This is a genomic window from Nostoc sp. FACHB-280, assembly GCF_014697615.1.
In the GTDB taxonomy this organism is placed as follows: domain Bacteria; phylum Cyanobacteriota; class Cyanobacteriia; order Cyanobacteriales; family Nostocaceae; genus Nostoc_B.
Genome location: NZ_JACJSD010000001.1, coordinates 409,739 through 430,608 on the forward strand (window position 1 = coordinate 409,739; position 20,870 = coordinate 430,608).

General features: G+C 41.2%; 18 protein-coding genes and 1 pseudogene. 12 read left to right on the forward strand and 7 right to left on the reverse strand.

Features of this window, described 5'->3' with window-relative positions; all coding sequences use genetic code 11:
• Positions 1-34: 34 nt before the first annotated feature.
• The 5 genes from H6G75_RS01670 to asnB all read left to right on the forward strand — a co-directional run bounded on the left by H6G75_RS01670 (position 35) and on the right by asnB (position 7,273).
• Positions 35-1,348 carry a glycosyltransferase gene (locus tag H6G75_RS01670; RefSeq protein ID WP_190978261.1) on the forward strand — a complete coding sequence of 438 codons (1,314 nt, stop codon included), beginning with the start codon at positions 35-37 and terminating at the stop codon, positions 1,346-1,348.
• An 11-nt stretch (positions 1,349-1,359) separates the two neighbouring features.
• Complete coding sequence (locus H6G75_RS01675; protein ID WP_190978262.1) at positions 1,360-2,844, forward strand: hypothetical protein; 1,485 nt, start codon at positions 1,360-1,362, stop codon at positions 2,842-2,844.
• A 23-nt stretch (positions 2,845-2,867) separates the two neighbouring features.
• A complete protein-coding gene (locus tag H6G75_RS01680) occupies positions 2,868-4,043 on the forward strand; it encodes a glycosyltransferase family 4 protein (protein WP_190978263.1) in 1,176 nt (391 codons plus the stop codon).
• Positions 4,044-4,047: 4 nt separating this feature from the next.
• The gene (locus H6G75_RS01685) at positions 4,048-5,178 is read left to right on the forward strand and encodes a glycosyltransferase (protein ID WP_190978264.1); all 1,131 of its coding nucleotides are present in this window, start codon (positions 4,048-4,050) and stop codon (positions 5,176-5,178) included.
• A gap of 301 nt (positions 5,179-5,479) precedes the next feature.
• Complete coding sequence (gene asnB, locus H6G75_RS01690; protein WP_190978265.1) at positions 5,480-7,273, forward strand: asparagine synthase (glutamine-hydrolyzing); 1,794 nt, start codon at positions 5,480-5,482, stop codon at positions 7,271-7,273.
• A 57-nt stretch (positions 7,274-7,330) separates the two neighbouring features.
• On the opposite strand, the pseudogene H6G75_RS01695 reads toward asnB, so the two are convergent.
• Positions 7,331-7,741, reverse strand: a pseudogene (locus tag H6G75_RS01695) (transposase); the annotation flags it as partial.
• A gap of 32 nt (positions 7,742-7,773) precedes the next feature.
• Here H6G75_RS01695 and H6G75_RS01700 point away from each other — a divergent pair.
• Genes H6G75_RS01700 through H6G75_RS01710 form a run of 3 tightly spaced genes read left to right on the forward strand, consistent with a single transcriptional unit; the run spans position 7,774 to position 10,962 of the window.
• Positions 7,774-8,985 carry a glycosyltransferase gene (locus H6G75_RS01700; protein ID WP_190978266.1) on the forward strand — a complete coding sequence of 404 codons (1,212 nt, stop codon included), beginning with the start codon at positions 7,774-7,776 and terminating at the stop codon, positions 8,983-8,985.
• Between the two features lie 12 nt (positions 8,986-8,997).
• Positions 8,998-10,158, forward strand: coding sequence for a glycosyltransferase family 4 protein (locus H6G75_RS01705; protein WP_190978267.1), 1,161 nt, complete (start codon positions 8,998-9,000; stop codon positions 10,156-10,158).
• Positions 10,159-10,197: 39 nt separating this feature from the next.
• Positions 10,198-10,962, forward strand: coding sequence for a glycosyltransferase family 2 protein (locus H6G75_RS01710; RefSeq protein ID WP_190978268.1), 765 nt, complete (start codon positions 10,198-10,200; stop codon positions 10,960-10,962).
• Between the two features lie 150 nt (positions 10,963-11,112).
• Here H6G75_RS01710 and H6G75_RS01715 read toward each other — a convergent pair whose 3' ends face one another.
• Both H6G75_RS01715 and H6G75_RS01720 read right to left on the reverse strand, forming a co-directional pair.
• On the reverse strand, positions 11,113-13,425 hold the full coding sequence (locus tag H6G75_RS01715) for a DUF4082 domain-containing protein (protein ID WP_190978269.1): 2,313 nt from the start codon (positions 13,423-13,425) through the stop codon (positions 11,113-11,115).
• 6 nt (positions 13,426-13,431) lie between these two features.
• The gene (locus H6G75_RS01720) at positions 13,432-13,791 is read right to left on the reverse strand and encodes a hypothetical protein (protein WP_190978270.1); all 360 of its coding nucleotides are present in this window, start codon (positions 13,789-13,791) and stop codon (positions 13,432-13,434) included.
• A gap of 847 nt (positions 13,792-14,638) precedes the next feature.
• Here H6G75_RS01720 and H6G75_RS01725 point away from each other — a divergent pair.
• Entirely contained in the window at positions 14,639-15,178 is a 540-nt protein-coding gene (locus H6G75_RS01725; RefSeq protein WP_190978271.1) for a WcaF family extracellular polysaccharide biosynthesis acetyltransferase, read from the forward strand.
• A 284-nt stretch (positions 15,179-15,462) separates the two neighbouring features.
• Here H6G75_RS01725 and H6G75_RS01730 read toward each other — a convergent pair whose 3' ends face one another.
• On the reverse strand, positions 15,463-15,720 hold the full coding sequence (locus H6G75_RS01730; RefSeq protein WP_190978272.1) for a hypothetical protein: 258 nt from the start codon (positions 15,718-15,720) through the stop codon (positions 15,463-15,465).
• A gap of 206 nt (positions 15,721-15,926) precedes the next feature.
• Between H6G75_RS01730 and H6G75_RS01735 the strand changes: the two genes are divergently transcribed.
• The 3 genes from H6G75_RS01735 to H6G75_RS01745 all read left to right on the forward strand — a co-directional run bounded on the left by H6G75_RS01735 (position 15,927) and on the right by H6G75_RS01745 (position 17,904).
• The gene (locus H6G75_RS01735; protein WP_190978273.1) at positions 15,927-16,436 is read left to right on the forward strand and encodes an inorganic diphosphatase; all 510 of its coding nucleotides are present in this window, start codon (positions 15,927-15,929) and stop codon (positions 16,434-16,436) included.
• 169 nt (positions 16,437-16,605) lie between these two features.
• A complete protein-coding gene (panD, locus tag H6G75_RS01740) occupies positions 16,606-16,989 on the forward strand; it encodes an aspartate 1-decarboxylase (RefSeq protein ID WP_190978274.1) in 384 nt (127 codons plus the stop codon).
• Positions 16,990-17,001: 12 nt separating this feature from the next.
• Positions 17,002-17,904 (forward strand): MBL fold metallo-hydrolase, encoded by a 903-nt coding sequence (locus H6G75_RS01745; protein WP_190978275.1) that lies wholly within the window; start codon positions 17,002-17,004, stop codon positions 17,902-17,904.
• A gap of 1 nt (position 17,905) precedes the next feature.
• Here the strand turns inward: H6G75_RS01745 and H6G75_RS01750 are convergent, their stop codons facing one another.
• The 3 genes from H6G75_RS01750 to H6G75_RS01760 form a co-directional block, all read right to left on the reverse strand.
• Positions 17,906-18,688 (reverse strand): class I SAM-dependent methyltransferase, encoded by a 783-nt coding sequence (locus H6G75_RS01750; protein ID WP_190978276.1) that lies wholly within the window; start codon positions 18,686-18,688, stop codon positions 17,906-17,908.
• Entirely contained in the window at positions 18,681-19,778 is a 1,098-nt protein-coding gene (locus tag H6G75_RS01755; RefSeq protein ID WP_190978277.1) for an anthranilate phosphoribosyltransferase family protein, read from the reverse strand. The genes H6G75_RS01750 and H6G75_RS01755 overlap by 8 nt, the downstream gene beginning before the upstream one ends.
• A gap of 72 nt (positions 19,779-19,850) precedes the next feature.
• Positions 19,851-20,786, reverse strand: a complete 936-nt coding sequence (locus tag H6G75_RS01760; protein WP_190978278.1) for a LysR family transcriptional regulator — start codon at positions 20,784-20,786, stop codon at positions 19,851-19,853.
• Positions 20,787-20,870 lie beyond the last annotated feature (84 nt).

Below are 20,870 nucleotides of genomic sequence, written 5' to 3' on the forward strand. Positions count from 1 at the left end.
AGAATTTTTTATCTACGGTGCAAGGTGTGCAAATGTGAGTTATAAAGTTTTAATTGTCAGTCCCCATTTTCCCCCAATTAATGCGGCTGATCATCAAAGGATACGAATGTCTCTTCCTTATATGGAAGAATTTGGCTGGGAAGCTCATGTTCTCACAGTGAGACCAGACTGTGTTTTTGGAGTTAACGAACCACTGTTAGAAAAAACAGTTCCCCAAAAGATTCCAGTTACCCGTACAGGAGCATTATCTATCGAAAAAACTCGCAGATTGGGGATGAGTAGTCTGGGCTGGCGTTCTTTTCCCCAACTACTGGCTGTGGGTAATCGTCTTTTGCGAGAGCAAAAGTTTGACTTAGTATATTTTTCTACAACAATATTTGATGCAATGGTTCTGGGGGCGATTTGGTATCGTCGTTTTGGCATTCCTTATGTTCTAGATTTCCAAGACCCTTGGCTAAGTGATTACTACCAAAATTCCAAAACTGCAAGGCCTCCCGGTGGGCGTTTGAAGTATGGCTTTTCTCAATTGCAAGCTAAACTCCTAGAACCTATTGGTGTGAGTGCAGCAAGCCATATCATTAGTGTTTCACCTGCCTATCCCAAAATCTTACAACAGCGATATTCTCACTTACGTCCAGAACAATTTACGGTTTTACCCTTTGGTGCGCCAGAACAAGATTTTGCATCACTTCCAGCACTTGATGTTCAGCAGTCAATCTTTAATCCTGATGATGGTAAACGCCACTGGGTATACGTAGGTCGAGGTGGGGATGATATGGCCTTGGCTTTGCGAAGCTTATTCTTGGGGATTAAGTGCGATCGCCTGAAAAATCCGCAAGTATGGGACTCAATTAGGTTACACTTTATTGGGACAAGCTATGCACCCAAAGAACATGCTATTAAAACAGCTGAACCAATTGCCCAAGAACTTGGTATAGCCGATTTAGTCACCGAACATCCTGTACGTATTCCTTACTTTGAAGCCATCAAAGTCCTCACAGATAGTAGTGCTATCTTACTCATTGGTTCTAATGACTCTACCTACACAGCCTCTAAACTGTATCCTTGCATCCTAGCCCGTAAGCCCATACTGGCAGTTTTCCACCAACAGAGTTCTGTAGTAGAGATTCTCAGGCAAAGCCAAGCCGGGGAAGCTATAACTTTTAATAGCAACAGCCAACCAGAGGATTTATTAGGCGAAGTCACCACTGCCCTGCAAAAATTGCTTTCCCTACCTCACGGGTACATACCGGAAACTAACTGGTCAGCATTTAAACCTTACACAGCGCGAGAAATGACCAGGAAGCAGTGCGAAATTTTTGACCAGTGTCTTGCTAGTCAAGGATAAAGAAAATCGTTATGAATCAGTCATACCCCAGCAACTACCCTTCATTAGCTTTGTTACCCAAAGTTGAACGGTATCAAAGACGACAGTTACTCAAGGTATTTTGGCTGATTGCGATCGCCTTATTATTCTTTGAAATGCAGGCAGAAACTACTTCCATACTACCAAAATTAGCAGCTATTATCCTCACCATAGCTGCACTGATGCCGAGTTACCTTTGGTGTGCTGGTCGAGCCTTTGGAATGCCGATTTTCCCCTTATTCGCTTTTACATATACTTGGACTCATGCTTTACCCTTAGTATCTAATCATTCCGCAGTCATTGTTTATTCTCCAGAAAGCCAATTATTTGCCGGACTAACTGCTGCTGGGTTTTTAGGCATAGGCACTTCCGTTTGGTTTAACTTGGTAAAATCTCCACCTCCTTTACCTAAACACTATCGCGCCTTAAACGGGAAAAAAGGCAATTTATTTTTCTTATTAATCATGGTTTTAGCCGTCCTCTTTAACTTATCGAAAAATGGCGGCTGGCTGTTAATAGATGGAGGTATATTTTCGGCGATTCGGGGTGCTGTTTTAGGGCTAGCCGTTCTCGCTAGTTTCGTACTCACCTATCAATTAGGTAATCGTACCTTACCAAAAACTCAGTCAAGAATATATTTAATTTTGCTGATTGCCTACATGATAACGGACGCAGTTGCTTTAGTAGTTGTAGGCGCAGCATCTACATTTATGGTATCTACAGCTGCCTTTATTATTGGTCGGAAGAAAGTGCCAATCATAGCTATTTTAATTGTTGCTGTCAGCCTTTCTGTATTGCATCAAGGTAAAAGTGAGATGCGTCATAAATATTGGTTTAACAGCAAGGGAATAACCCTTGTTCAACCTTGGGAATATGGAAATTGGTATAGCGAATGGATTGGTTATAGCCTGCAAAAAATGCAGATAAAAGATGATGAATTTACATCATCCAAGGAAGACAAAGAAGCATCATTTGTAGAACGTTCAAGTGTAATTCAAATGCTACTTTTATCTCAAACTAAAAGTCCAGAACCTATACCTTATTTATATGGTGAGTCTTATGCCGTCATCCCACAGCTATTAATTCCGCGATTTTTGAATGCGAATAAAATTCGCAGCCATGAAGGCACGTCTATTTTAAGTATTCATTATGGATTACAAAGAAGAGAAGATACTTTATCTACTACTATTGGTTGGGGATTATTGGCTGAATCTTATGCCAATTTTGGTCTTTTAGGCTGTGCTGGACTTGGAGTAGTATTAGGAAATGTGTATGGTAGAACTACTCGCTGGTCTATGAATGCACCTATTCTTTCAGCCCAATCACTTTTCTCTGTCCTACTACTAGCCTTTTCTTTGCAGTCAGAATACAGTGCTGGGGTCTATGTTTCTGCTTTATTTCAATCGGGTATGGTGCTATATGGGATGGTTTTAGTCTTGATGGAGAATCAAAAGACATCACGTCCAGTTTATAAATGATGAAACAAGAGAGCAGTTAAAACATGAAAAAACTGGCAATTGTTGTTTCCCATCCCATTCAATATTATTCCCCTTGGTTTAATTATCTGGCTAACACAGCAGGTTTAGCTGTGAAGGTTTTTTACTTGTGGAATTTTGGCGTTACCAAGCAAGTAGATTTCGGTTTTAAGCAAGCAATTCAATGGGATATCCCCTTATTAAACGGCTACGATTATGAATTTGTTCCGAATATCAGTAGTAGTCCTGGAACACATCATTTCTGGGGTTTACAAAATCCGTCTTTAAGTTCACAAATTCAAAAATTTAACCCGGAAGCGGTACTATTAATGATTTATAATTATGCTAGTATCTATCGCTTATTGTGGACTTGGAATCAACGTCAAATTCCTTTGTTATTTCGGGGAGATTCTCACCGACTGCTAGGTTTGTATGGGGTCAAAGCTTTAGCTAGACGAGAATTTATTACACAAATATATCGTCGATTTGCTGCTTGCTTATATGTAGGTAAAGCCAACTATGATTACTTCCGTTATCATCGGGTAGCTGAGGAACAATTGTTTTTTTCTCCCCATGCAGTAGATAACGATCGCTTTTTAGCTCAAGCTGATATAGTTAACCATCAAGCACAAGCCTGGAAACAAGAATTAGGTATTCCCCCAGACCATCAGGTAATTCTCTTTGCTGGTAAGCTGGAAGATAAAAAACGTCCTTTGGATTTGCTCAAAGCTTTCTTATCAACAAATATTCCTCAGACCTCTCTGTTATTTGTGGGTGCTGGGCCTTTAGAAACAGAATTAAAAAACACCGCAGCTGGACACCCTCATATTTACTTTGCCCCTTTTCAAAACCAAACATTAATGCCTCGTACCTACACAATGGCAGATTTATTCGTTTTACCCAGCTACGGTACTGGAGAAACCTGGGGACTGGCAATTAATGAAGCCATGTGTTTAGCTCGTCCTGTAGTAGTGAGTAATCATGTAGGTTGTTCCCAAGACCTAGTTCACAATTATGATAACGGTTTAATTTTTCCGGCTGGTGATGTGTCAGCCTTAGCCCATAGTCTGAAGGAAGCATTCGCAGATCGACAACGTTTACAAAAATGGGGAGAAAATAGCCGGAATATAGTGTCAAAATACACCTATGCTCAGGCAACTCAGGGATTACTGAAAGCACTTGCATATGCCAAATCAATCTAAATCAATGAATATACATCTTTGGTTGCCTCAGTTGTTTAGTTTTAACGGTGGCATCCAAATATATTCTGCTTTTTTATTTCAAGCTTTACAAAATATTTTTCCTGACAGTGGCTACGAAGTTTTTATTAAACATGATGTGGAAACTTCGCCTAGCATTACCTACTTACCTCAAACTCGATTTCATTTTGCTGGTGGTTTACCTGCGAAAGTCCGTACACCCTTATTTGCAGCACAGCTTGTTGGCAATGGTTTAATTAAAAGACCGGATTTGGTGTTAGCCACTCACCTAAATTTTGCGATCGCCGCCTTCATCCTCAAGCGTCTCTTGGGGATATCATACTGGGTAGTAGCCCACGGTATCGAAGCCTGGAATCTGCAAAATCGGGCGGTACAAACAGCTTTGAGGGAAGCCGATTTAATTTTAGCCGTTAGTGCTTACACGCGCGATCGCCTGCTCAAAGAACAAAACCTCAATCCCCAAAAAGTCACCGTCCTACCCAATACCTTTGATGCTCGACGTTTTCAACCTGCGCCTAAACCCGCCTATTTGTTAGCAAAACACAACATTAAGCCGGCACAACCAGTTATCTTAACTGTAGGCAGATTAAGCGCAGGTGAGCAATACAAAGGTTATGACCAAGTTTTAAAAGCAATTCCCCAAATTCGTAAATCCCTTCCTGACGTTCACTATGTAATTGTTGGTAAAGGCAGTGATAGACCAAGAATTGAACAACTCATAGCCCAGCTACAATTGCAAGATTGCGTTACCCTAGCGGGATTTGTCCCTGATGAACAGCTATGTGATTACTACAACCTCTGCGATGTTTTCGCTATGCCAAGCAAAGGAGAAGGCTTTGGCATCGTTTATTTAGAAGCATTAGCTTGTGGTAAAGCTGTGTTAGGAGGTAATCAAGACGGTGCTATAGATGCCCTGTGTCATGGTAAATTAGGGGCGTTGGTTAATCCTGATGATATGGAGGCGATCGCTCAAACACTAACTGACATTCTCATCCAGAAATATCCCAATTCCTTAATTTATCAACCAGATGAATTACGAAATTCTGTGATTGATATATATGGATTTGCCAGCTTTCAATCAAATTTAAAGCAGAAATTTAACACTTTTTTACCCTAATATAAAAATTCAGACTTAATTGTTGTAAGCTAGATATTCAGTATTGTTTCAAGGTTAAAATCTGTTCAGAGATTGGGAGAATTGAATGCAGATAAACGCAGATAATTAGCATTTTAGATTTTCTTGGCTGTAGGGTGGACATTCCCCACCTTATCTTAGTTTCACTGGTGAATTTCCACATTCAAAATAGGAAAAATCCAAAAAAAGAATTAGATTTTTATATCTATAATTTTCTTTTATTATTTTAATATTTGAATTAATTACAAATTTTAATTAAAACTTATATACCAAATTTTAAAATATGTGTGGCATTGCAGGCATTCTTACAGTCAATCAATATCAAGAGCAATTAGAACAGACGATTCAGCGAATGCAAATTGCTTTGCAACATCGTGGCCCTGATGATGCGGGTATTTTTATAGCCCCACAAAGACAAGCTGCTCTAGCTCATACTCGTCTTTCCATTCTCGACCTCAGTATTGCCGGACATCAGCCCATGTCCACATCTGACGGTCGCTACTGGATTACTTTTAACGGTGAAATCTATAACTTTCAACAACTACGGCACGATTTGATTGCACAAGGTGAAAAATTCAATTCGCAAACAGACACAGAAGTTATTTTAAAGTTGTACCAAAGATTGGGGAATGTCTGTGTTCAGCATCTACGCGGTATGTTTGCCTTTGCCATTTGGGACGACTTAGAGAAAACCTGCTTTTTAGCTCGTGATCCTTTAGGCATAAAACCCCTTTATTATTGGCAATCTGGTTCTGCATTAATCTTTGCGTCTGAACTTAGAGCAATTCTCGCCTCTCGTCAACCTGCTCTTAATTTGAGTATGGAAGGATTGTATGGTTATTTAACTAATGGTTCAGTTCCCGAACCACACACATTAATTGCCGGAGTTCATTGCCTCAATGCTGGTCACTATCTGCAATGGCAAGGTGGTGAATTGACCCAAAAACAATATTGGCAAATTGATTTTACTCCTGAAGAAATCACCCCAGAACAAGCGCGTGAACAAGTCCGAAACGCATTAATTGATTCTATTGAACATCACTTTGTCAGTGATGTACCTGTAGGGGTATTTCTTAGCGGTGGTATAGATTCTACCACCGTAGTTGCCTTAGCACGTAAAACCCAAACTGGTATCCTGAAAACCTACTCCATTGGCTTTGAAGAATCAAAATGGAACGAAGGAGAAACTGCCGCAAAAATAGCTCATACATTTGATACTGAGCATACACAATTCACCATTACATCTTCTTTAGGTAAAGCCCTCTTTCCTAAATATTTAGAAACAATTGACCAACCAAGCGTAGATGGTTTTAATACCTTTTGTGTGTCCCAACTAGCACGAGAAGACGGCACAAAAGTTGTACTTTCTGGTTTAGGAGGAGATGAATTATTTGGCGGTTATGGTTCCTTCCAAAAAATTCCCAAAATGGTGCGCTTAGGGAAAAAAGTTAAAGCATTTTCTCCCCTAAATATCGGTCTTGGTATGGGCTTAGAATATTGGGGTAACTCAGCCCAAATCAGAAGAATAGGAGATTTTTTACAAGATACTCCAAATGTTCAAGCTGCTTATCGTAGTTTCCGAGGAATATTCTCTCATCAAGAAGCTTGCAGAATCGCACATCAATACCTTCCAGAAAAAGATTTACCACTCCGTCAGCGTCAGCATTCACTTATGTCTCTACCTTCCCTGGAAGATGAAGTTAGTTGGTTAGAAATTAGCGGCTATATGCTTAATCAGCTATTAAGAGACAGTGATGTAATGAGTATGTCCTGGGGCTTAGAATTGCGAGTGCCGCTAGTAGACAGAGTTTTACTAGAAACTATTGCTTCTATACCCAGTAACCTGCGCTTAATGCCGCAAAAAAAGTTACTAATTGAATCTATACCAGAATTACCTGATTGGGTGATTAACAAACAAAAACGAGGTTTTTCTTTTCCTTTTCAAGAATGGATTAAAGATGAATGGCATGAATGCTTTACTGGATTAGATTCATATAAAGATATACACTTAGGAATTTGGTATCGTCGTTGGAGTCTGGCATTATTAAAGTATTGGTGGCAAAAAGTTTCTCAATAATCAATCAATATATTTTTGAAAAAATAACAAGCTAAGAGCTAATTCATAAAGTAAATATTAAATAGCCCATCGCCTAACCATGAGACGAAGTAAGGAACCATAAATCATGGCTTCACTTACCTCTGAATACACTTCATAATCTTTACTCAAACGCCGAAATCGATTCAGCCATCCAAATGTTCGCTCAACAATCCAGCGTTTGGGCAACTGTTCAAAGGTCTGTGAGATTCATTCAATTAGTTCCACACGCACCCGTTCACCACAGACTTGCTGAACTGCATTGGCAAAGTTTCTACCAGAGTACCCCTGAGCTACCCAGATAACTTCTAATTGGAACAACTTTTCCTGTGCTTCATCCAAGACAATTACCGCCCCTAATCGTTCTGGGGCATTTGCTTCAGTCACAACAACCCCAATCAATAATCCTTGCGAGTCCACAACTATATGGCGCTTACGCCCTTTAACCTTAGATTTTCTTTACGAATCAGCTCTAAATTCATATGAAAAAAGGTTTCCAGCAACTCCATGTATGTCATGTGATTGCTAATATTAACGAGGATGTGGGCGGGCCTGCTTATTCGGTAACTAATCTGGCTCAATCATTATCAGAACAAAATATTGATTCTCATTTATTCACACTTGACTATCAGGAACATGGTCAACAAGTTTCTACAAATAACGTCAAAGTTCATAGCTATCCTGCCACGAAATTAGCAAAATTACTGCGAGGATTTCAACCAAGTGCTAGTCAAGCTTTACACCAATTAGCAGCAACAGAGTTAGATTTAATTCATAATCATGGCATTTGGATGTTTCCTAACCTTTATGCTCGTCAGGCAGCTACAAGGTATAATTTACCCTTATTGATTTCTCCGCGTGGAATGCTGGAGCCTTGGTCATTACGGAATAGTTGGTTTAAAAAACTACCTGCATGGTTTTTGTATGAAAAGCAGAATCTTCAGCAAGCGATCGCCTTCCATGCAACTTCTCAACAAGAAGCTAATTCCCTGCGTCAACTCAATTTTCGCCAACCAATTGCCGTAATTCCTAATGGAGTTACTATTCCTAACCTTGACAATCCACCTAGCCGAGAGATTTTAGTTAGCCGATTTCCCCAACTAGCGGGCAAAAATTGGCTACTTTTTCTATCGAGAATACATCCCAAAAAAGGTCTAGATAACTTACTATATGTTTGGAAAACATTAGTAAATCAATTTCCCGACTGGCATTTAATAATTGCTGGGTCTGACTTAATCGGCTATCAAGCAAAATTAGAAGAGCTAACAGCAACCTTAAAATTGCAACCACAAGTCACATTTACAGGAATGCTATCGGGACAACAAAAAGCCTCCGCCCTTAGTAATGCTGATTTATTCGTTCTCCCCACCCACTCAGAAAATTTTGGCATTGCAATTGCCGAGTCGCTAGCTTATGCTGTACCTGTAATTACCACCAAAGGCGCTCCTTGGCAGGACTTAGAAATATATAACTGTGGTTGGTGGATTGAGAATAACCAGCAAGCACTCACAAACGCTTTAATAGACGCTATAAATATGTCTAGCAGTGAGCGACAAGCAATGGGTATTCAAGGTAGAAATTTAGTTCAGGCCAAATACTCTTGGAAGGCGATTGCTAAAGATATGGCAAGCCTTTACCATTGGATTCTCAGTGGTGGTGAACCTCCCATCTGTGTGCAATTTTCTAACTATTAAGGAGACAAGATTGTGATTATTTCCATTGCTACAGGGCCTTGGCTACCAGTTCCCGCTATCCAAGGTGGTTCTGTTCCTCGCCTTTGGCAAGGTCTGGCAGAAGAATTTGCTGCTAAAGGTCATCAAGTTAACATATTATGTAGAGCCTATCCAGGCCAGCCTCAGCAAGAGGTGATTAATGGGGTGAACTATATTAGACGGGGTGGTTTTTCCCAAAGCACTGATATTCGCTGGGATCTCTTCAAGGATCTCGTCTATGCTCTAATGACATTTCCTAGACTACCTCCCAGCGATATTCTTGTAATTAACGATTTTTGGTTGCCTGTGTTTGCTGCACTGCGTCCTCAAGTAGGCAAAATTGTTATTAATGCGAATCGCTTTCCTAAAGGGCAGTATCGTCTATATGCCAAGGCTGACTTGATTACTGCTGCATCACAAGCAATTAAAAAAGCCATAACCCAAGAATATTCTCCAGCCATTGCGCGAACAAAAGTTATCCCTAATCCTATAGATATTAATATTTTTCATCCAGCAACTAGCTTGACATATCAACAACAAGAAAAAGTTATTTTGTATGTAGGTAGGCTTCATCCTGAAAAGGGAGTTCATTTATTATTGGACGCATTTTCTCTTCTAACGCAAAAGTATGCTCCAGTTAAACTGAGAATTATCGGCCCTTTTAAAGAAAGTCAAGGGGGTGGAGGTGAGCAATATCTAAGTACCCTAAAAATAAAAGCAACAGGATTAAATGTTGAGTTTGTAGAACCTATTTTTGATATTCAACAACTAGCTCAAGCTTATCGTGAAGCTGATATATTTTGCTATCCATCACTTGCGGAAAAAGGAGAAGCATTTCCTGTAGCACCTTTGGAAGCAATGGGGACTGGTCTAATTCCCGTCGTTTCTAATCTTGACTGTTTTCAGGATTTAATCAACGATGATGAAACAGGATTCTTTTTTGAACATCGTAGTACAGATGCCGCCAGTAATCTATCGCTTGCCTGGGAGAAAATCATTCTCAACCCAGAAAAAGCAGAGGAGATGAGTCAAAAAGCTAGGCGTAAAGCCTCGGAATTTAGTTATCAGCGTATTGCAAGTATATATCTCGATGATTTTAAGAATTTACTTAGCAATCAAGGTGTTAATTACCTAAATAAAAAGCTTTTATCATAAACGATTTACTGCAAATAATTTAAAATAACTGCATATTTTATGCTAGAAGAAGTTACTCCACTAATCCTCACATATAACGAAGCTCCAAATATTGCCCGCACTCTTAAACAACTGACTTGGGCAAAGACGATTGTAGTGATTGATAGCTATAGCACCGATGAAACTCTAGAAATTTTGGCTGACCATTCCCAAGTAAAAATATTTCAAAGAAAGTTTGATTCCTTCGCTGGTCAATGCAATTATGGCTTGACAAAAATTACCTCCATGTGGGTGCTTTCACTAGATGCTGATTACATATTAACTGATGAGTTAATTCATGAAATTAAAGCAATACCAGCAGATTCAGATATAGATAGCTTTACCACTAGATTTAAGTATTGTGTGTTTGGCAAACCCCTACGTGGTACGTTGCTTCCACCCCGTAAGGTACTCTACAAGAAAGAAAAAGCTATTTACCAAGATGATGGTCACGCTCATCGAGTTTTGGTAAAAGGTAAATCTGCAATGCTTTCAGGTTATGTCCACCATGACGATCGCAAATCCTTAAGTCGCTGGTTTTGGGCGCAAGATCGTTATATGCTTACTGAAGCAGAGAAAATATTGACAACACCAATCCATCAATTGAGTTGGGGCGATCGCATCCGTAAACAGAAAATTCTCGCCCCCTTCATCATTCTATTTTACTGCTTATTTCTTAAAGGTGGCGTTCTAGATGGTTGGCAAGGTTGGTACTATGCTTTCCAACGAGTATTAGCGGAAATTCTTCTATCCATTCGTCTGATAGAAACAGAGAAGTTAAGTTGACCCAAACACCATAATTACAACAATTCCTTGCTGACTTTGAAAACACGCCCTAAAATCTGTCCTCAGACTCTCTGTGTTCCCTACCTCATTGCCACAAAAAACAGCCTGTGTGCAATACCACAGACTGTTTTCTCTAGCTGTAATTTTTTATTAGTTAGGCGCTCTTACACCATTTCTCCCCTCTGCAGAATAGTCTACTGATGGGAAGAGGCTGGCTTGACCGTCTACCTTATAATTGAATCCCTGAACAGGAACTGTCTGTTTGAGAGTAATTCCCTGACTAGGATTAGGTGATGTTCTAGTATTTCTACCATAAGCGTCTGTATACACTACAGAAGATGGAGAATTACTAAAGTTAAGAGCTGAAAAGTGACTCTCTACGTTAACTGTTCCTCGGAACAACGAACGGGGTTCATCCCACGTTACTTTGTTAACTGCTCCCGCAGCCAGAACTTCTTGGCACATCAAGGTTTGAGCAAGAGGATGAGTGGAAATACTGCACAAATCCACTGTCCGACCAATTTTTGTTGTAGAAGAAGCATCATAAAAACGCGCAGGATTCGTAACTCTAAAGTAGAAATCACCACCAGCCATACCCGTCAACCAGTATTCAAATGTTCTTTTGATAACTGTTGAGGCTTGTTCATCTACGGTACCACGGCTATAACAATCCTTAGTAGGAATAGCACGATGAACGCCTCCTGTTGGTTGGTTACTTGGTAATGGCGTAATCCCAGAAGGCAGGGTTGTATCACAATATAGCGATTCAGGTTCTTTAAAGTATCCAGGCGCACCAAACAAAGCCAGTTGCTTTAAATTGAAAGGTTGTAGACCACTGCATTGTCCAGACACAAACATCTCATGTGCAGTATTTGTGAGTGCGTCTGGAGAATGTGAACCCATATGTAGTTTCACAACTACGTCACAGCTGGTAGTTTGGCTGCTGTTATTAAAATTGTAGAGATTCCAGTTATTCGCAACAAAAACCTTGTGGCCAAAGTGGTCTTCATGTCTGGGATTAGCAGGATCATAGAGCGACTGCTGTTCATTAACATAGCCGAAAGCTGGCATACCGTTAATAGAAAATACCTCTGAGCTACGTGGATCATCACCATGCTCATGACCATACGTACAATAAGCATTTGTTTCCGGGTTGAAATCCGTAGGAGGATGCCATGTAGGATAAACTCTACCATCCTCAGCTTTCACCCAATAGGTATCGTGCATCCATTTAGGACATTCCCATGATTTTCCAGGAGACCACAAACCATAGGACTTAGCCAGTATCTCAGAACTTCCAGGAAGCATAGCCTGTGTCCGTACTGGTCTGCCAGAAATTGCTACAACAGGTGCAGCCTTATTGACCATCGTAGTGGATGCTGCTTTTTGAATCTGGTCAATTGTCTGCTTCGTATTCTGCGCCCAAAAGGCAAACCAATTAAAGCGCATAGCACTGTTAGTTCCTGGAAACCTGATAACTAGGTTTTGCACGCCCCTAGCTAGGCTGCTATTTAAAGGACAAGAAACAGTCCGGTAGGTTGTCACAGAACCCGTACTGTTGATAGTACAGCTTCCTACAAGAGTCCCGCTTGGAGAGGTCAAACGCACTTCAACGGGATTGCTTCCAGAGGCTAACGCGATGCGGAACATCAACGTATCTACACCACTACCTAAGTCAACGCTGTTGTACACCGCATAGTTATTATTTGCGGTGTTTGACAGTTCTTGACTCTGATCAATGTATCTTACGGAAGTTGGGTCATCGCTGCGTTCGTTATAATCTCCCCAAACTGTCGTCAAACCAACACGGGAAGAGAATTTGAGAGCATCTACACGTTGAAATACTGGCCAAGGTGCAATAGCACTTGCTGGAATAGTGGATGTTGTTGGTGGGTTTGATGTTGTTGATGAGGTAGCAGCAACAAAACTAATGTCACGAAAATAGTTTGTATTTTGGTAAGAATTAGTGGGGAACGCACCTACAGCGGTGTTAAACACCCCATTGTTACCTGCTACTGAACTCAAATCTCCATTGACGATGGAGTTAGTCATCCCTCCATTCGTAGCTGGGTAAGAAGTATTAGCATTGACAGAGACTACGTAGTTTGTATTGGCCTGAATATTTAGTGGTGTATTCAAAGCCTGTTGCTGCCAACCAGAAGCAGTCTCATTGGCAAAAGTAACACTAGACAGGAGAGTTCCTCCTTCTGACCAGATTGTGCCAGTATGCGCCCCTGTCTCATTGGCAGGTTTCCAGAAACGAATTGAGTTAATCTGCCCGTCTTTGGCACTGCGGAATTTCATCCCTAATTCATAGGGACTATCATTCTGGGAAGTGCTAGGAACTTGAGTTGTGAAAACCGTTAGGGGTGCGGTTTGGGCATGAATTATGGTGCTAGATAAACTCAACAGCAGCGTCAGTGCAGCGAGTAGGAAAAATTTGATATATTTAAATTTCTTCATAACTATTTAGCAATTGTTATTTACTGCTGTCACACTAAAGCTTGTTCTGGCGGTACCCATCTTTGTATCAGCACCACCCAAGAGCGTTCCTCTACTGTAAGCAAGGCTATTTGACCCTGAGCTACACACGCTCGATTTCATGGCCAAACTAGCTTTGGTATGCTGCAGTGGAGTTGTGTTTTGCGTCAATTGCCTATTTGTTGGAAATTTATGGAAACTAAAATTCCATTTCTGAACACACTTGTTGTTGCTTTGATTTATTGGAACGAGACTTACTCCATAACTTAAAATAGAGCTAAGAAAAGCAACAGAAATAACAGGAGCAGTTGATTCTGCTACTGTCACAAGGTCATTGAAAAGTTTCATAGAACCTCTTAGCCTGATTGTCTTTATATCGGGAACATAACTTCTATCTAACAATTTAGAAGTATTGAGAAATGAACACTAAATAGCTATTGGGCGATCGCTTCCCTAAGTAAGCTCTAGAGCTTATCTTGAGAATAAACTGAACACACAATCTTAAGTTGCGACTAACACGCAGTTAAGTTAACGAAAAAACTTGGCTCTTAGTTATTAAGAGCTGCGTTGCACACAAGATTGCATGAATTAAGCAAATTTTGAGAACAGTCATCAAGGGTACCTCCTCACTAAATCAGAATACTTCATATTCTGCCTGAGTAAATTTACCATAAATTCACATATCGTCAAGCCAATCTTGGTGGATATACGTTAATTTAATCGCATTCAAAAATCTTATATGTGCTTCTGGTAGGCTTTTCAAGTAAAATTATAAAATTTAAATTAATGATATCAACCTGAAGAATTTCACCATCGGTAACACACAGTTCAACTGGAGTTATTGCTATCTATTTGATTTGCCAACGAAAGACTGGAGATTAGGGAATAGACTCGTTAGTAACTTAATTTAGAACTGCTATATTCTATAGTGTATGCAAGCAGATGGTAGACTGGTTCGAGAAGATAATCAGTCCCAACTATGAGAATGGCAATCAAACTATTAAAGCGTTAAATAACAGCATATTTGACTTAATTTTGGTAATTTGAGCTTGAATTAGCTTGATGTCTGATTCAGACAACTCATTTGAACCTCAAGCTATTTCCATATTTGGTAAAACTACAGAACGAGAAAAACTTACAGTTTAATTTCCTTGGTCATACCTATTTTTTCATCAACCATTGCTTAGCTTGATATATGCGGTTAGATAATTACACTCTTGGTACTTATACTCCTGGCGCACCTTTATGGAAACAAGTGTTGTGGTATTTCCTGGGTTCTGCGTTAGTGCAGAATCGGTGGTTGACTGCTTCGGGGTTAAAAGTGTGGTTACTTCGCTGTTTTGGAGCGCAGATAGGTGAGCATGTGCGGATTAAACCAGGTGTGCGGGTGAAGTTTCCCTGGCGGCTAGTTGTTGGTGATCATGTGTGGATTGGAGAAGATGCTTGGATTGATAATCTAGCGAATGTGACGATTGAAAGCCATGTGTGCATATCTCAAGGTGTGTATCTCTGCACGGGGAACCATGACTGGAGTCATCCCGATTTTAAATTAATGACTGCGCCAATTCACATTCAAGAAAGTAGTTGGATTGCTGCTAAGTCAGTAATTGGCCCTGGAGTAACTGTTGGGAAGGGTGCTGTATTGACTTTGGGTGGAGTTACAGGACGTTCTCTAGAAGCGATGACAATTTATGCCGGTAATCCCGCCCAACCTATTAAGCAGCGTAAGATTTAATTGTGGCAGAGGACGATCGCACCATAACTCATATCGAGAGTATCACCTCGACGTCTCCTGTCGGAGACGTTGCGCGAACGCTCGGCGACCGGAAGCAGAGGGGCGATGGAAGTGATTTGTATCAGCAATTTTGGGAAATGGTATAAGATTTAACGGTGGTGAAGGGCGATCGCACCATAAATCATATCGAGATTATCACCTCGACTCCGCTCGGCGACCAAGGAACAGGATAAGAAAGAAGATGTGTTAAATCTATATCAGATACATCTCCAAGGATGCTGTGTTTATAATTCAGAAGCTGTATCTGGGGCAATAATTTCACCAGTACCTATTTCGAGGAGCATATCTTGATCAGTAATTAATTCACTTAATTCCTTGACTTGTAAATTCATTTGTTCACAAGCTTGTCGGAGTTCTTGGGCAAAAGTATTAAGATCATCGCCATAGCCACATTGATAAGCAGCAGTTTCAATTCCTTGCTTGGCATTTGCTCTGGCACAGTCTACTAGTTCTGTACCATACAATGGTTTTGGAGATGGCATAATTCTATTATTTACTGATTAAATGTTACTTTTAGATTAGTCATTTTTTCAGTATTGACACATCCCTCGGATGGAAGAATCATCATTGTCGGGTTCAGGGTGTGTGAGAAAATACTTTGGGCAGAAGTACATCTTGGCCATAAAATTCTACACGGGGAACTAAACAGAGTGCATCCCCAATTTACTGTTAGCCAAGGAGTTTTGTTGTGGACTTATCCCGTATTCCTGCTCAACCAAAACCGGGTATTCTGAACGTTCTGATTGAAATCCCAGGTGGAAGCAAGAATAAATACGAGTATGACAAAGAACTGGACGCTTTTGCCCTAGACCGAGTGCTTTATTCTTCGGTAAGATATCCCTACGACTACGGTTTTGTGCCGAATACTTTGGCTGATGATGGCGATCCTCTGGATGGGATGGTGATTATCGATGAGCCAACTTTTCCTGGTTGTATCATTGCTGCACGCCCAATAGGTATGTTAGAGATGATTGATGGTGGCGATCGCGATGAGAAAATTCTTTGTGTACCAGACAAAGACCCACGCTATACCCATGTCAAATCTCTCAACGATGTAGCGCCACACCGTTTAGATGAAATTGCTGAATTTTTCCGCAGTTATAAAAACTTGGAAAAGAAAGTCACCGAAATTCTTGGTTGGCAAGATGTTGGCACAGTTTCAGCTTTGGTAGAAAAGTGCATCCAAGCTGCTAAATAATTATTGCTAAGTTAGGAGTAATGATTTTCACTCCTAACTTCTCAATAGCACTGAATCAAAAATTCATCAAGACTGTCTCCTGCTTTCCTATACTAGATTCAGGCAATCACAAAATTAAAAGTTTGTTAATTGCAGATTGCACATCTAGCCACAAAAATCTCAAACCTAAATGCAGCGTACAGTTCTTTTGGCAAAAATACACAATTGCACCCTGACTGGGGCGAATATTAACTACGTAGGTAGTATCAGCATCGATGAAATGTTGTTAGACAAGGCTGGTATTCTACCCTACGAGCAAGTGCAAGTCGTCAATGTTGCCAATGGTGAACGCTTTATTACTTATGCAATCAAGGCTCCAGCCAATTCGGGAATTATTGAGCTAAATGGAGCGGCGGCACGTCTAGGCATTGTGGGCGATCGCTTGATTATAATGGCGTACGGGCAGTTCTCTTTGGAAGAGTTAAAAAATTACTCTCCTACGGTAGTCATTGTGGACGAAAAAAACCGACTATTAGAAGTGCGGCACTACGATGACCTGCTCAGTAAGGTCTAAATTGTCAGAAAAATGTCAAATCTTGCGCCGTCGGATTTCCAAAGTTCCGTAACTGAAACCGCAACTACAACCGCTAGTAGTTCCGTGGGTGAATTTTTTGTGCAGTTTTGGGGTGTCAGAGGTTTAATCGCCACCCCAGCTAGTAACGCCGATCGCTATGGCGGGAATACTGCTTGTGTAGAAATACAAGTAGCAGGTAAACGCTTGATTTTTGATGGTGGAACTGGTCTACGTATTCTCGGTAAATCTTTGCGACAACTGCAACAGCCGATAGAAGCACATTTATTTTTTACCAATTCTCAATCAAATCGCATTCAAGGGTTTCCATTTTTTGCACCAGCGTTTGTCCCAGAAAACCGCTTTCATATTTATGGTTCGGCTGCTTCTAACAGTGCTTCGATTAAACAGTGCCTTTGTGATCAGATGTTACAGCCGCACTTTCCCTATCCACTCCAGGTAATGCAGTCGGAATTGCATTTCTATAATGTGATTCCTGGTAGTGATGTGCAGCTAGATGATGTCAAAATCACCACAGCCTCGATTAATCAAACACAGCGTTCTATAGGCTACCGAGTTTCCTGGCAGGACAAAAGTGTTGCCTACGTCACCGATTTAACCAAAAATGCTGATCCTGTAGATCAAGAGCAGATTTTACAACTAGTAAAAGGTGTAGATTTGCTGGTTGCGAATGCTACTTACGTTCCGCCAACCGCCAACAGCCACGAATCGACAGATGTACACTGGCAAGCAGCTGTAGAAGTAGCCCAAAGTGCAGCAGTAAAAAAATTAGTGATTTCCCATCACCATCCCGATGATGAGGATGATTTTCTGGATCAGGTGCAAACTGAGGTGAAAGCCACTTTTGCCCAAGGTTTACTAGCCTGTGAAGGTCTGGTGTTATCTATTGGTGATTAATTTACTTGATACATTTGAGCGTGCCGTATACTCCGCGAGTTTCCACCTGTACACAGTCTGGATGAAAACCTGCGGCGATCGCAATTTGCTGCAATTCATCGGCAGTGAAGAAGCGAAACACTATGCTGGGTAATGGTTGGAGAAATGTAGTGGCAAATAATTTACCTCCACTACCTAATGCTTGATAAATATTGCGAATTCCTGTTGTGGCATCAGGCCAACAGTGCATAGCCGCGCCACTGTAAACAGCATCGAGAGAATTTGGCGCGAAGGGTAATGCGGTGATATCGCCTCGGATAATGGCGATTTGAGATGGTAATATCCCATCTTGTAGGATTTTTTGTTGTAATTGCCCTAACATTGTCTCTGAATAATCCAGAGCAATAATTTGCTGACATTGCTGCAATAAAGCCAAACGGCGGGCAAAAATTCCTGTACCACAACTAATATCCGCCACAGTGCCTAAGTTTTGACCAAAAAATTCGCTACACTGCTGAAATTCCGTATCAATCCCGCCTCGATTACGTAACCCCATTGCCCAAATTGGCGGTAAGAGTCGCTCGTATAAAAAAGAAATGATTGGTAAGCGAAATAACTCAGTGCGTAGTGGCTGAGAATCAACTACATCAACCTCTCCCTTGACTTTTGCAGGTGTTAAATCCACTAGAGATAATGGTATTTTTGTGACTTCCTGACGGAAGTAATTTTGACATTGATTGCAGTCTGGGGGTGCGGTGGTGAGAGTTTTTTGGCAAACAGGACAAGCGATCGCTTTGTTAAGCATTTGATTTGTATGTTGAGGTCGCAGGGAGTAAGGGAGAGGCATTCTGGGAAGCGGAATTAACTATTTGCCTCAATTCTTGCAATTTAGCCGCGACTACACCATTAGTTAATAGTTCTTTGGCTGTGGCGATACCTGATGTCATATCTGAACAAATACCACTGCGCCAGAGATAAAATCCCCCATTCCATAAAGCTGTTTGCATTAATTCCCCTGGTTTTCCGGCGAGAACATCTTGAATTTGGGTGATTAATTCTTCAGTGGTGCCTAAAGGGACATTTTTGGTGGTAAACCCGTAATCATGGGGCGAGAGAAATAACCTGGCTAAATCTGGGGATGAAGATAAGGCGATAATTGCGGTGCGATCGCGCGGTAAGTCACCACTTCCTTCTAAGCCTTTAATCAAGGTATATTTTCTTACTCCATTTAACTCTAATGCAGATTGAAACATTCCCTCGGTGGGTGGATGAACAAACCCAGCAATTAAGTGAGCATCACCCGCATAAGGACACCAAATTAATTCCATTGTGGCAAATGGTGGACGTTTACCGAGTTGGTCGCGGTATTCCCAAATACTGTTAGTTAAGGGGAAATGACGAGGTGTGTAGATAAAGCCAATTTTGGTTTGTTCAAAAACTTGCTGGGTTTGAGGTAAAGATAAAGCAGTCCAATCGACACCTAAACCTTGCCAAACTTCGATTAAAGGTAAACCATATTTGGTTGGTAAGTGATCGCCACCGTGCATCACCACAGGCTGTCCAGCCGCCGCGAGAATTAAAGCTGTAACGTTGCTAATGGGTGCAGTGCGGGTTCTGCCATCATAAGGTATTCCCAGCACCATCACAGGCGATGTAGCGTTTATCGGCTGGAGTTTTGGCCCTAGTTCATTGTATGTATCTAACATTCCTGCCAATTCTTCGCCCGTTGGTCGTTTGATGCGGTGGGCAATTAAGAATGCGCCGATTTGGGCTGGTGTGGCTTCTCCCAGCAACATCATTTTAGTAGCGATCGCAGCTTCCGCACGAGTTAAATTTTCCCCTGTGTGATTGCCACTGCCTACTTTTTTTAGTAGTTCCCTGAAGATATTGCTCATATTTGGTCACGGGTCATTTGTCAATGGTACAAACTATTGATCATTGACTATGGACTGTTGACTAATCATACTTCAGGAAGCCGATCGCTGTTCTTTTGATTGCGGCGGAATATTTTCTAACACCAGTTCCCAAAAATGTTTAATCGGGGGAATTTGCAGGCGGTCTTGAGTTGTGACCATAACGACGCGGCGAGTCAACCCAGAATTATCTATAGGGTTATTAGCTAAAGGACGCACGGCTAAAGTTGTATCGTGACGCGATTCGACTAACGCCGAAGTCGGGAGTAAGGCAATTAATTCGCCTTGACGCACCACACCCCGAAACGCATCTAAAGTATTTACTTCTAAAGCCGCATGGAGTGTTGCTTCTAAACGCTCAAATTTATCTTGGACTAACCGTTGCATTCCATAACCATCTTTAAATACCACTTGGGGATAACGCACCAATTCTGACCAAGGAATGCGTTCATATTGGGCGAGAGGATGATTAGCGGCGGTGAGGACTTCGATTGGTTCTTCGTATAAAACTTCCACCACCATTTCCCTACCGGTGGTTAAAAAGCGATTATTCATGACGATCGCTAAATCTACTAAACCATCTTTGAGAACCTTCAGGGCGCGATCGCTCCCCAAAGATGTTACCCGCAACTGCACTTCGGGATAATCTCGGCAGAACTTTTGTAATACTGGCGGTAAGTAAGAAGCACAAAGAGAATGAATCGAAGCAATGCACAATTCTGGTTGCTTCCCCGCCATTAAATCTACTAATTCTTGGGTAGCAACTTGCCACTCCTGACAAATCTTGCGGACACGCGGTAATAAACGTTCCCCGCCCAAGGTTAATTTAGCATGAGTGTTGCGGTGAAACAGTTCCACACCCAAATCAGCCTCTAAAGCTTGAATTTGGCGGCTGATAGTTGATTGAGTGACACCACATTGTCGGGCGGCTTGTTGGAAGCTGCCACTGTCTGCGATCGCCAAAAAAGCTTGCAACTGTTCTAGTCGCATGTGAAGGTAGCCTGAATTACATTTACGGCTCTCATCAAGTTAACGGTTTTCCTCCCAAAATTTAGTAGAGTTTGCTACATCTGC